Raw genomic sequence first — 13,183 nt, forward strand, 5'->3', positions numbered from 1 at the left:
TTTTAGCCGCCTTTTTCAGTGCCGGAGTTTCCCTTGCCTCTTCCGAAATTGGCAAGCAACCCCACCCCCAACCCCTCCCCGTCGCACGGGGAGGGGAGATAGTGGAGAGAGTTTTTCAATTAAAAAATCAAGACTTAAAACTCTCCGAATCACCTATTAACAACCCACAACAATTATTAAGAGAAGGTAAGCAGTTTTTCCAAGGGGAACAATTCTCCCAAGCAGTGACAGTTTGGCAACAAGCTGTTTCGGTTTTTAATGCTTCTGGGAATAAACAAGGTGAAGCTTTAGGATTGAGTTATTTATCCTTAGCTTATCAACAACTTGGTCAATGGAAAGAAGCAGAAAACGCTATCTTATCCAGTCTCTCCCTAATTCCCAACAGGAGTAAAAATAAAACTGACCAACAAATTCTAGCTCAAGCATTGAACGCCCAAGGGCATTTGCAATTAAGTTTGGGACAAGAAGACCAAGCTTTTAAAACTTGGGAAAAAGCTGCTGCTACCTATTCCCAAATTGGCGACACTGAAGGAACTATTGGCAGCCAAATAAACCAAGCCCAAGCATTACAATCTTTAGGATTCTACCGTCGCGCCCGGGAAAATTTAGAACAAGTAAAAACCTCCTTACAATCTCAACCAAACTCTCTAATTAAAGCTACAGCTTTGCTGAGTTTAGGTAACGCTTTGCAAGCAATTGGTGAATTGAAAGAATCCCGGAGATTGTTGCAGCAAAGTTTGACTATAGCCCAAGATTTGGGAGTACCGTCAAGTGTCAGCGCCGCCTCCTTTAGTTTAGCCAACACTGCCAGAACCTTAGCCAAAAAAGCTGAAGATTTAAGAGATGAGTCAACCGCAAAAATTGAAATCAAAAATGCTCTAGAAGCATATCAAAAAGCCGCCCAAACATCCAATTTTCCAATTAACCGACTGCAAGCACAAATCAATCAGCTAAGCTTGCTAGCAGATACCCAGCAATTTAGCGAAGCTCAAGCTTTATTATCGCAAATAAAACTCAATGAATTACCAGCTAGCCGTAAGTTAGTCTACCTTCAAATTAACCTAGCTCAAACTTTGTTAAAGCTAGAGAATGAACCAAAGAAAAATGTTTCCTTCTCCAATCAAAGCGAAATTGTTCAAATTTTAGCCAAAGCAGTTCTAGAAGCAAAAAGCCTTAAAGATTCGTCAGCAGAATCTTACGCATTGGGAAATTTGGGCAGACTATATGAATTAACTGGACAATTTAAAGAAGCGCAAAATCTCACTCAACAAGCACTGAGTTTAGCTCAAGCAATTAATGCTTCAGATATCGCTTATCGCTGGCAATGGCAATTAGGAAGACTGCTTAAAGATCGAGGGGATAATCAAAGTGCAATATCCTCCTATTCGGTAGCAGTTGAAACTCTCAAATCCCTACGTAAAGATTTAGTTGCGATCAATCCCGATAATCCAGACGTGCAGTTTTCATTTCGCGAAAGTGTTGAACCTGTTTATCGAGAATTAGTTGATTTATTAACCACAGAAAAGGAGCCAAGTCAAGACAATTTACGACAAGCGCGTTTTGTCATTGAATCTCTCCAATTAGCAGAATTAGACAATTTCTTTCGGGAAGCTTGCTTAAATGTTAAACCTGTACAAATAGACCAAGTAGATCCCACCGCCGCCGTAGTTTATCCGATTATTTTAAAAGACAGATTAGCTGTAATTTTAGCATTACCCCAATCTGATTTGAGCCTTTATACTACGCAAAAAACTCAGCAAGAACTCGAAAGCGTTCTCAATGACCTGCAACAAGATATCGGAAGACCAGCCGCAGATAAAGACAAGGTTTTGCAGCTTTCTCAACAAGTTTATAACTGGATTATTCGACCGATCGAAGCAGATTTAACGCAAAAAAAGGTGAAAACTTTGGTATTTGTTCCCGATGGTTTATTACGAAATATTCCAATGGCTGCTTTGCACGACGGAGAGAAATATTTACTAGAAAAGTACAGCATTGCTCTCACCCCAGGACTACAGTTATTCCCATCGCAACTTCTCAAACGGGAACAGTTGAGAGTTTTAACGGCTGGTTTATCGGAAGTAGATCAAAAAAAGTTTCCAGAGTTTCCTTTCCTTCCTAACGTCAAAGTGGAGTTGGAACAAATTCGGTCTATATTGTCTACTCAGGAGCTTTTAAATCAGCAATTTACCAACAATAATCTGCAACAAGCACTTAATTCAGTTCCTTTTTCCGTTGTACATATTGCCACACACGGTCAATTTAGTTCCCAAGCAGAAAAGACTTTTATTCTGACTTGGAATGAAGAAATTAACGTTAAAGAATTAGACAATTTGTTGCGTCGCAGAAAACAAGAAGATTCCCGCCCAATTGAATTACTGGTTTTTAGTGCTTGTGAAACCGCAGATGGAGATAATCGAGCTGCTTTAGGATTAGCTGGGGTAGCAGTGAGAGCGGGAGCACGCAGTACTGTAGCAACTTTATGGAGAGTCAACGATGAATCAACAGCTAAATTAATGGTGAGATTTTACCAAGAATTAGCTAAGGAAAAGATTACTAAATCAGAGGCATTAAGAAGCGCCCAATTAAGTCTTTTGCAGTCAGAGCAGTATAAAAGTCCTTATTATTGGGCACCTTTCGTTTTGGTGGGTTATTGGCGTTAATTTTACATTCGTCATAGAAACACCCGTGTCTGCCAAAAGTTTCACAGATTACTCCCTGCAAATGGACGAATTTCTTCATTAGCTAAGAATGCAGCATACTTCAAACAGGCGCTAATATCGTCAGCGACAAATAAATGACATCATTTACTTCAAAAGTAGATTAAACATATCTAAAACGTCATATCCTTGCGGACAAATAATGTAGCAATCGACAACTTAACAAATTAATGTCACTTTTTTAGAAAAAGTGTTTATAATCATTAGTAAATTTGTACTTATGAGCTAGGTTAACGAAGCTCAAGCGATTTGCTGACAACTTTAAGTTAAGCGACATCGCCCTCGTCCTACCTCTACCCAATTGGTATTTTTACCTGAGATGCTGTCTATGGATGAAACTACTTCTTTCAATATCGCATCTGATCATAAATTAATTGACCTCAGCGACGACTCAGATGAAATTCCAGAGAGTCAGGACAGAGAAACAAATGTCATTGTGACGGAACTCTCAGAGCAAGCGAAACTGAAAATGGAGGTGATTCAAAGTCTGATATCAGCTTGCGATCGCAAAACTTACGGGCAAAAACTAAAAGAAGCAGCACAAAAACTGGGTAAGACAGTTCGCACAGTTCAGAGAATGGTGAAAAAGTATCAGGAAGAAGGACTATCTGCAATTACTGATACTGAGCGATCGGACAAAGGCACTTACCGAGTTGATAAAGAGTGGGAAGAATTTATTATTAAAACCTTTATCGAAGGTAATAAAGGTAGTAAAAAAATGACCCCGGCTCAGGTAGCAATTAGAGTACAAGTAAGAGCCGAACAACTGGGGTTAGAAAAATGTCCCAGCCACATGACAGTTTACCGCATCCTCAATCCGATTATTGAGCGAAAAGAGCAGAAACAGAAAAAACGGAATATTGGCTGGCGAGGTTCACGAGTCTCCCATCAAACTCGTGATGGTAAAACTTTGGATGTACGTTATAGCAACCATGTATGGCAATGCGATCATACAAAATTAGACCTAATGTTGGTCGATCGATTTGGTGAAGTTTTGAGCCGTCCTTGGTTAACAAAAATTACCGATAGTTATTCCCGCTGCATTATGGGAATTCATTTAGGCTTTGATGCACCAAGTTCTCAAGTAGTTGCTTTAGCCTTGCGCCATGCAATTTTACCTAAGAAATACGATGCTCAATACAAACTCCATTTTGAGTGGGGAACTTATGGCGTACCGGAAAATATTTTTACAGATGGGGGAAAGGATTTTCGTTCGGAACATTTGAAGCAGATTGCTGTGCAACTGGGAATTGATTTGCATTTACGCGATCGCCCTCCTGAAGGCGGCATAGAAGAACGCGGATTTGGCACAATTAATACTGATTTTCTCTCAGGATTGTACGGTTATTTAGGCTCGAATATTCAACAACGTTCCGAGAAAGCAGAGTCAGAAGCTTGTATTACACTCCGGGAATTACATCTGTTATTGGTGCGATATATTGTTGATAATTACAATCAACGTCTTGATGCTAGAACTAAAGATCAGACTCGCTTTGAACGGTGGGAAGCAGGATTGCCTGCTCTACCAAGTTTAGTTGAGGAACGGGAATTAGATATTTGTTTGATGAAAAAAACTCGCCGCACTATCTACAAAGGTGGGTATTTAAGTTTTGAAAATCTCATGTATCGAGGTGATAGTTTGGCAGCTTATGCTGGCGAAAGCGTTATTCTCAGATTTGACCCTAGAGACATTACAACTGTTTGGGTATATCTCTTGGGGACAACGGGAAAAGAGGAGTTTCTTGCTGCTGCTCATGCAATGGATTTAGAGACGGAGCAACTTTCCTTTGAAGATAATAAAGCTGCTAGTCGTAAACTGCGTAAGGCAGGGAAGGAAATTAGTAATAAATCTATTTTGGCAGAGGTGCGCGATCGTGACACTTTCATCAAGCAAAAGAAAAAAAGCGTTCAAGAGCGGAAGAAAACAGAACAAGCTCAAGTACATCCAGTTTATGAAGCACCGAGAACTGTTAATTCAGAGCTAACTGAGCCTTCATCAGAAAAGACTCCAACACCATCTAAAAAACCTAGAGTTTTTGATTACGAACAGCTTAGAAGAGATTACGATGATTAAGTTTGACAACTAAGTGATGTTTTGTTACTAGGAAATTGGCTTGTTTGTGCGATCGCAAATTTTTCACCAGAAGAAGAGGGATAAATTTAATGGCGGATGAGTTACGCAAATGGGTGCAGAGTTTATGGGGAGACGAACCAATCCCCAACGAACTAGAATCAGAAATTGAGCGATTAATCGCAGCCAAAGTTATTGAACTGGATCATTTCCAAAAAATACATCAGTGGTTAGATACCCTTCGCTTAACTAAGCAATGCGGTCGGATTATTGCACCTCCGCGAACTGGTAAGTCGGTAACTTGTGATGTTTACAGATTGCTGAATAAACCAAAAAAAAGACCTGGACGGCGCGATTTAGTTCCGGTTTTGTATATGCAAGCGCCGGGAGATTGTTCGGCAGGAGAGCTATTAACTTTAATTCTTGAGTTACTTGGTTACGATGAAACTTCCGGGAATCTTAGCCAACTTCGACGACGAGCATTAAGGCTGATTAAGGAAGCGAAAGTTGAAATGATTATTATTGATGAGGCTAACTTCCTCACGTTGAAAACTTTTAGTGAAATTGCCCGGATTTATGATTTGTACAAGATTTCGATTGTTTTAGTAGGTACTGATAGCTTAGATAGTTTGATTAAAAGAGAAGAGTATATTCACGATCGCTTTATAGAATGTTACCGCTTAAAGGTATTGTCAGAAAACCAATTTCCCCAGGTAGTAGAGATTTGGGAGGAGCAAATTGTAAATTTACCAGTTCCTTCTAACCTGACTAAAAAAGAAACTCTAGTGCCTTTGTATCAAAAAACCGGAGGTAAGATTGGTTTGCTCGATCGCGTAGTTAGAAAAGCTGGTCTTCTTTCTTTGAGGAAAGGTCTAAATCATATCAACAAACAAACTTTAGATGAAGTTTTGGAGTGGTTTGAGTAATGGAAACAGTGGATAATCGATCGCGATTGATTGAAGTTGAACCACTAGAAGGGGAAAGTTTAAGCCATTTTTTAGGGCGCTTTCGTCGGGCTAATTATTTAACTACTACTGGACTGGGTAAGCTGACGGGATTGGGTGCAGTAATCTCCCGATGGGAAAAGTTGCTTCTTAATCCGTTTCCGACGCGACAGGAGTTGGAGGCGTTGGCTAATGTGGTTGGGATTGATGTTGAAAGACTTGGCGAGATGCTGCCACCAAAGGGTGTGGGGATTAAACACAGACCGATTTTATTGTGTGCTGTCTGTTACGGCGAGTTTCCTTGGCATCGGATTGAGTGGCAGTTTAAGGATAGATTGGGATGCGATCGTCACCAGTTGCGTTTGTTACCGAATTGCACTAACTGCCAGAGGCTTTTCCCTATTCCAGCAGACTGGGTGCAAGGGGAATGCCAACATTGTTTTTTACCGTTTGCAACAATGGCGAAGCGTCAGAAATCGATTGGATAGAAAATACTCAGATAACTAAAGGGTGCGATCACAAGCCAAAGCGATCGCTCCCTGCTAACTAGAATTTGGCGCTGGCTTTTGCCCGGAGCAAGGGACAATTCCAATGGTTCCTATACAGCCATGCTGATGATGAGTGCGCGATCTACTGAAATGACTAAACAAACCGCAGTTTGAGAAAGCAAACTCCAGTTGGATAATTCCATTGGGTGCTGAGAGGGAGTGGAGTCTGCGATTGCCCACCAGCAGAAGTGAGTAGATTTAACAAATTAAAATGTTTTGGACGACCTTTAAATAAGAATTTACTAAGTACAATAGTATGTCTATACTTTCAAGACTACATCGAATCCTCTCTAGGCAAAGCTCAGCGAATTTATGGATGAAAAGCACCAGCAATCTGAATCAGCAGACTTTCGTCCTTCAGATTTCATGAGGGCACGACGACCCTATCTGTTTTCTGATACACAAGTAGTTGGAGAGCCGCTTTTAGATCGGAGTTTCCTTGAATACCACTTAGAAACTTTGACTAATCGTAGCCAAGAAAAAGATTTTGAGCATTTCAGCCGACGATTAGCTGAGAAAGAGATTTGTCCTAATCTCTTGCCCCAAACAGGACCAACTGGAGGAGGAGATAGCAAGGTAGACTCTGAAACCTACCCTGTTTCCGATGCTGTTTCAATTCGCTGGTACGAGGGCATTGGACGTGAAGCTGCCTCAGAGCGTTGGGCATTTGCTATCAGTGCAAAACAACAGTGGCGCTCAAAAGTTCGTTCTGATGTGCAAGGCATTGTAGAAACGCAGCGTGGCTACACCTTGATCTATTTCATTAGTAGTCGATATATTAAGGACAAAGATAGAGCCAATATTGAAGATGAATTACTTAAAAAATACAACGTTAGTGTACGAGTTCTAGACAGAACTTGGATACTAGATAAGGTGTTTCAGAATAAGCGCGAATATTTAGCTATAGAAACTCTAAAAATTAGTTCGCCATTGACTCAATCTATTAAGAAAGGTTCCTTGGATACAGCTCGTGAATCTGAGTTAAATGAGTTAGAGACACAGATACAAGATCCTACTCGGTATCAAGGTATTGAGTATCAGCTTGTAGAGGATTGCATTGAAGTAGCTAAACTGGCGCGTGAGTTGGAATTACCACGTATAGAAGTCGATGGGCGTTTTGCAAGAGCTGAGCGTGTAGCCGAACAATATGGAACGCATCGGCAAAAACTTCAATGTGCTTATGATAAAGCGTGGACTTCTTTTTGGTGGCATGATGACTTTAATACGCTCAATCAAATTTATGATAGTGTTGAATGTTTAGCAGTTGGCAGTGATCAAGTCACAGATATTGAATTATTAGCTAACTTATGGCAGCTAATATGGACTACTGTTCAACGCTCACAACTTAATGTTTCTGATGCAAAAATATATGCACGGACTGAAGCCTTACGCATTGAGTTACAAAGACTTCAAGCTGATAAAGATCGACCAAGTACTGTTTTACAGTCGCGGTCGATTGAGTTACTGATGGATCTTAGTCAGTCTCAGGATAAACCTCTTGAACTGAAGAGGATACTTAGTGAATTTCGTAAAGTATTTGAGGAAGGCAAAGGTTTAGTTAATTTTCCTGTAACGCCCCTCATTAAAATCCTTATGGAATTAGGTGAGTATTTACCTGATGATCCTGATTTTGACGAGCTTTTTGAGTCTGTACTTCTACTTTCACAAGAGCGAGAGAGTAGAGCAACTTCTGGACGTATGCTCTTAACAAGAGGAACCCAAAAGCTGAGTGGTGGAAACCGTTACGAAGCAATTCGTCTTCTTGGTCGAGCGCAATATGACTTGGCTATGCGTGAGTGCCGTGGTGAGTTGATTGCTGCTCTAGCATTATGTGCGAGTGCTTATGAATCAGCAGGTTTACTATGGGCTGCACGTTCTAATATGCTTCTAGCCGCATCCCAAGCTTTTAATGAGTATTGGGAAGATGGCACATTTACTATTCAAGCATTCGCCTGCTTAAAACGATTAGTTTGGATTGAACTACAGTTAGGACGAGTCCCCATTACACTTACATGGATTGATTACGTTACGGTCATTTCGCAAGTACTTAGACTTGATGAAGAATCTCAAGAAATATTTCTTAAAGAGAGAGAAACTCAAGATGTAGTCCTTGGTATTCTTCTTCTCAAAACTTCTTTCAATGATTTGCACTATTTAGAGACTATCCCAGCAATCCTTGAAAATCTTGACCTCAACCGTTCATTCATAGCCTCGTTATACGCATTAGGTTATGAGGATACTCTCCGTTCTGAGGGTTGGATTCCACAGGAAGAGACTGAATTAAGTGTTCGTGAGTTTTTTGATTCTTGGCTATTACAGCCAGCAAATCATGATCTACCAGAAGCTCCAGAGTTTTTGGTAAAGGACACAGTAGAACTTCGCTCTCAAGTATTAGGCTGTAGCATAGTTGCTGAAACACCAAATAATAATAGATCTTTGTTCATTACGGAGTCGATTCTTGCTGCTTTTGAGGCTTTTCTCGCAACAAGTCTTGATTCTAATTTATTTCCACATCAATCAAATATAAGGTTTCAAATTATTCCTTCAGATTCAGTCGTCGATGTTATTAGCTTTCAGATTGAAGAGAATTCTGCACATCTTGAAACCCTCATAAAAGTAGAGCATTCTGTCAGTGAAGAATCTTATATCGCAGGTATTAATTTTGAAGCATTAAGTAAAAAATTGTTTGAATTATTCATTCGATTGATTTCTCACATAGCTTTTGTGCCAGATCCAGAACAGTACTTTGATAGGCTTTTGCGAGAAGAGTCTGCTTTCTCACGTGCATTTAACTTTACTAATGTAGCTACTGCTATTTGGAATATTCTAGGCAAAACACCAAAAATTAGACTTGCAGACTGGCAGTTAAATAACACAGAAAATAAATTTCCACTTCGTCGAGTAGTTGTTTGGAATAATGGATCAACTCAGACTGTCTCTGTTGAACAGACAACTCAGACAAGCTTGATAAAACCTAGCCCAGGGCAGGGTGAAATTCCTCCAGAACTTAGGAACGTTGATCATCTTAAGCATCGTGATCGTAAAGTTTATTCTCTACTTGATGTTGCCCTTTGGGATAAAGCTAGTTGGAAGGGAACGGGTTTTGGCTTTATTCCAAATAAGCAAAATCTTCCACTTTTAGAGCTTGCACTTTTGTTTCGTAATGAGGCTGCAAGCAAGCAGATTTTTTCTCAGTGGAAGCAAGAATTTGGCGATGAAGATACAGAAGAAAAAATAAGAGTATCTATCATTACTGGAATTGATGCCAATAACCCAGCGGCTTATCGTGTTGTCATTGGAGTAAACCCTGACTGGATAAAAGCCTCTAGTGACGCGCAATTCATTTTGACATATCGAATTAATACTATGGAACCAAAGGATTCAAAAAATCTTGATCAATTCGTAACATTTTTTGAAAAGATAGGCTTTTATATTCTTGTTCCAGGATATGTATCTCAAGATTTCTCCACAACAGAATTCTTTTGGGAATTAGGGATTTTGAAACGACAAATATTTATTCGTCCTGCATGGCAGATAGGGGAACATGATTTTGACCTATGTGGTATTCAGCCTGATGACAAGATAATTCTTCCCAAAGATGTTAAAGATCCTCCTGTCATGCGTGGTTTGGCACAAATTAGAAAAATGAGATCTAGATAAGCTATGAAAGCTTGTTGATCACCAAGTCCTTCAGTCCCGTCCTCCCATAACCCGAATTCACCATAATCTCCTCAGAAAGCCCTTAGATTTCCTTTGTAAGGTATAAACAGAATCCAAGTGCTGGGGTAATTAGACTTTTGGGCATGGTTTGACCAATAAAATGAGGGTAATCCCTTTTTTGTCACTCTGGGAAAATAAAAATAAGAGCCAAATTTTGAACTCTAGATAGAGTTAGGATTTTAGCCTTTATTTTCTAACAGAATGGCTGAAATCAAGATTTTTGGTAAAAGTCTTATGCTATAAGCATTCCCGATTATTTTTTGCCGAAAGTGACATAAGAGGGATAAGCCGCCAAACAGCAGGGATAAACAGCAAGCGATCGCACCTCAACTTATGCTATTAAATGGTCACGATTCATGAGTAATATTGCCACCTAAACCGCGCCAGACAATAGACAGTAACCCTAAGAAAACTCAATATAGGATCGACGCGCTCAGTAACCTGCCCTTGGAGCCTCTAGACTATTGCAAACGATGGGTTGAAATGTCGCCCGACGATTGGGGATACAGAAAAGCCTGCATTGCCGCTCTAGCCGAAGCAACCGCGCTCAGTGAAAGAACGATCGGTAACTGGGGAGAAAACTTCCAGCGACGGCCTCAATACGTGCTGCATATCCTTCGCATGGCTGATATGCTCAACCAAATCAGAAAAATAGTCCTACCTCCTGACTTTCCTAAAGAATAATTTAGTCGTAAATCATGACTAAAATCCTTGTTCTGGGAACCGAGATTGCCTAACCTGAGTTCAGCAACCTCTAGCCCACCGACCCAAGGATGCAGACAGGGAGCAATTCCCGTTGGAATGGAAATCGCATCGATACTATCCGTCAGTTGCCCCTAGAACCGATGGAATATTGCCGCCGTTGGGTGACACCAGAACCCGGTCGCAACTATCGGAAAGTTTGCATCAATGCGATCGCCCAAGTCACGGGTGCAAGCCCCAAAACCATCAAAGATTGGGGGCCAGAATTCAGCCGATGCCCCAAATACATTCCCCGCATCTTGCGCCAAGCAGACCTCATCAACCAATTCAAACAACTTGTTGCCAGTGGAAGCATTACCTTGCCGCCAGATTTCCCCGTTGAGTAACTAATCGCGACTCGCGATCGACTCGCCTCAAAACCCCTTGATTCACCTACAACCGCAACTCTACGCTGAGGTACAGGCGTACTAACTTGTACGAATTTTCCATTGCTCGAAAAAACTAACTCACTTTCTATTCTTAGGAGCGATCGCAAAATTAAAGCGATGACAAAAACAGCAGAGAATCAAATGAACTCCATATCCACCTTTGACATCACCAAATATCCCCTACTGGATATCCTCAAAGAAATTAAAATCGGACGCATTCAACTGCCAGATTTCCAGAGAGATTGGGTTTGGGATGACGCTCACGTTCGCCGCCTTTTAGCCAGCATTTCCCTAGCTTATCCAATTGGAGCCGTAATGATGCTCCAGCAAGGCAACCAGCGCGTCCAATTTAAACCGCGCCCGATCGATGGTGTCAACACCCCAGAATATAAAGCACCCAACTTATTAATTCTCGACGGTCAGCAACGCCTAACTACTCTTTTCATGGTGCTACTTTCCCAGCAACCCGTCTCGATCGAAGACCAAAAAAGCCAAAACCTGATCAAAAAATGGTACTACCTAGATATCGAAAAATGCCTTGACCCGAATATCGATCGCCGCAGTGCGATTATTGCCATACCCGAATCGAAAAAAATGCGAATCTACACGGGTGATTTAATCGATTGCTCTACCCTGGAAAAAGAGTATGAAGCGGGATTGTTTCCTTTATCAAAAGTCTTTTACTTTTCCGAATGGAGAAGCAAATATTGTAAATACTGGCAATACGACGCTCAAAAGCTCGAACTCCTCGATACCTTAGAACTACAGGTACTCAAAAAATTCGAGCATTATCAAATGCCTGTCATCCAGCTACGCGACTCCTTACCAAAAGAAGCCGTTTGTCAAGTTTTTGAAGATACCAACACATCAGGCTGCGATCTCAATTACTTCGACTTAATGAGTTCCAGCTATTGTGCCGAAGACTTCAGCTTAAGAGATGACTGGAAGTGCCGAGAAAACCGCTTTCAATCCTTCAAAGTCCTGCGAAAACTCCGCAACACTGATTTTTTGCAAGCCATCACCTTAGTAGCTGGCTATTCTCGCAGAATCGAAGCCATAAAAAACGGTTGGAACTTGGATAAATTACCTGCTGTCGCCTGCGGTCGGTCTGAAGTCTTAAAACTCTCCAAAGAAGAATATCAAACATGGGCAGACCCGATCGTGAGAGGATTTGAGGAAGCGGCGAGATTTCTGTACAGCCAAAAAATCTTTGATGCTGGCGATTTAGCTTACCCGATTCAATTAGTTGCCTTAAGTGCCATTTTTACCGTCCTTGGAGAACGTTCCCGATCCGAACAAGTGCGATCGGCGATCGGACGTTGGTTATGGTCAGGAATGTTAGGAGAAATTTATACTCGCTGGCAGGAAACCCAAGCAGGTCGGGATATTGTAGAAGTACCAAACTGGCTAGCAGGCGGTTCTCTTCCTTCTACAATTACCCAGGCGAATATCTCTGTCGATCGACTCCTCAACATCAGAAAACGTTATGGTGCGTTTTATCAAGGTTTAGCTGCTTTATTGCGACGGGAAGGCGCAATTGATTTAAGTACGGGAGAAGAGATTAATGACGTGATTTATTTTGAAGAACAAATTAATTCCCATCATATTTTCCCGATCGCCTGGTGCAGAAAGCAAGGCATTGACCCCAAAAGATATAACTGCTTAGTCAATCGCACCCCTTTGAGCGCTAAGACTAACAGACAGATAGGAAGCAAAGCGCCTTCTGTTTACCTGAGAGAGCTTGAACTATTTGGAACATCGGCTAGAAGGCTAGATGAGATGTTGCGATCGCACTTCATCAATCCAGAAACACTACGCTGCGATGACTTTGAAGCATTTTTTGCTGCCCGGACAAGAGAGTTAATGGACTTAATCGGACAAGCGATCGGTAAATCTTTTACTGCTGATTTTTCAGTTGTTTATTCTACTGTATCTCATCCCCAAAATGGCATTCAAAACGGCAGTTTAATTTCCACCTTCGTCCATTAGTTTATGCCAAAGTTAAGACAAATAATTTGATTCAATAATGCTATGTTCAGCTAATTTATTA

8 protein-coding genes are annotated in these 13,183 nt (G+C 41.0%); all 8 read left to right on the forward strand.

The window, feature by feature from the left end:
- A partial coding sequence (locus IQ264_RS17640; RefSeq protein ID WP_193982111.1) for a CHAT domain-containing protein occupies positions 1-2,663 on the forward strand: 2,663 nt, incomplete at its 5' end.
- A 385-nt stretch (positions 2,664-3,048) separates the two neighbouring features.
- Positions 3,049-4,794, forward strand: coding sequence for a Mu transposase C-terminal domain-containing protein (locus tag IQ264_RS17645; protein ID WP_193982112.1), 1,746 nt, complete (start codon positions 3,049-3,051; stop codon positions 4,792-4,794).
- Positions 4,795-4,883: 89 nt separating this feature from the next.
- Positions 4,884-5,717, forward strand: coding sequence for a TniB family NTP-binding protein (locus tag IQ264_RS17650; RefSeq protein WP_193982113.1), 834 nt, complete (start codon positions 4,884-4,886; stop codon positions 5,715-5,717).
- Positions 5,717-6,223 (forward strand): TniQ family protein, encoded by a 507-nt coding sequence (locus tag IQ264_RS17655; protein ID WP_193982114.1) that lies wholly within the window; start codon positions 5,717-5,719, stop codon positions 6,221-6,223. Before IQ264_RS17650 ends, IQ264_RS17655 begins: the two co-directional genes overlap by 1 nt.
- 372 nt (positions 6,224-6,595) lie before the next feature.
- Positions 6,596-9,943 carry a hypothetical protein gene (locus IQ264_RS17660; RefSeq protein WP_193982115.1) on the forward strand — a complete coding sequence of 1,116 codons (3,348 nt, stop codon included), beginning with the start codon at positions 6,596-6,598 and terminating at the stop codon, positions 9,941-9,943.
- A gap of 543 nt (positions 9,944-10,486) precedes the next feature.
- On the forward strand, positions 10,487-10,687 hold the full coding sequence (locus tag IQ264_RS17665) for a hypothetical protein (protein WP_228061627.1): 201 nt from the start codon (positions 10,487-10,489) through the stop codon (positions 10,685-10,687).
- 89 nt (positions 10,688-10,776) lie between these two features.
- Complete coding sequence (locus tag IQ264_RS17670) at positions 10,777-11,091, forward strand: hypothetical protein (RefSeq protein WP_193982116.1); 315 nt, start codon at positions 10,777-10,779, stop codon at positions 11,089-11,091.
- A 183-nt stretch (positions 11,092-11,274) separates the two neighbouring features.
- A complete protein-coding gene (locus tag IQ264_RS17675) occupies positions 11,275-13,122 on the forward strand; it encodes a GmrSD restriction endonuclease domain-containing protein (RefSeq protein WP_228061628.1) in 1,848 nt (615 codons plus the stop codon).
- Positions 13,123-13,183: the final 61 nt, after the last annotated feature.

This window comes from [Phormidium] sp. LEGE 05292 (assembly GCF_015207735.1).
Classification (GTDB): domain Bacteria; phylum Cyanobacteriota; class Cyanobacteriia; order Cyanobacteriales; family Aerosakkonemataceae; genus Floridanema.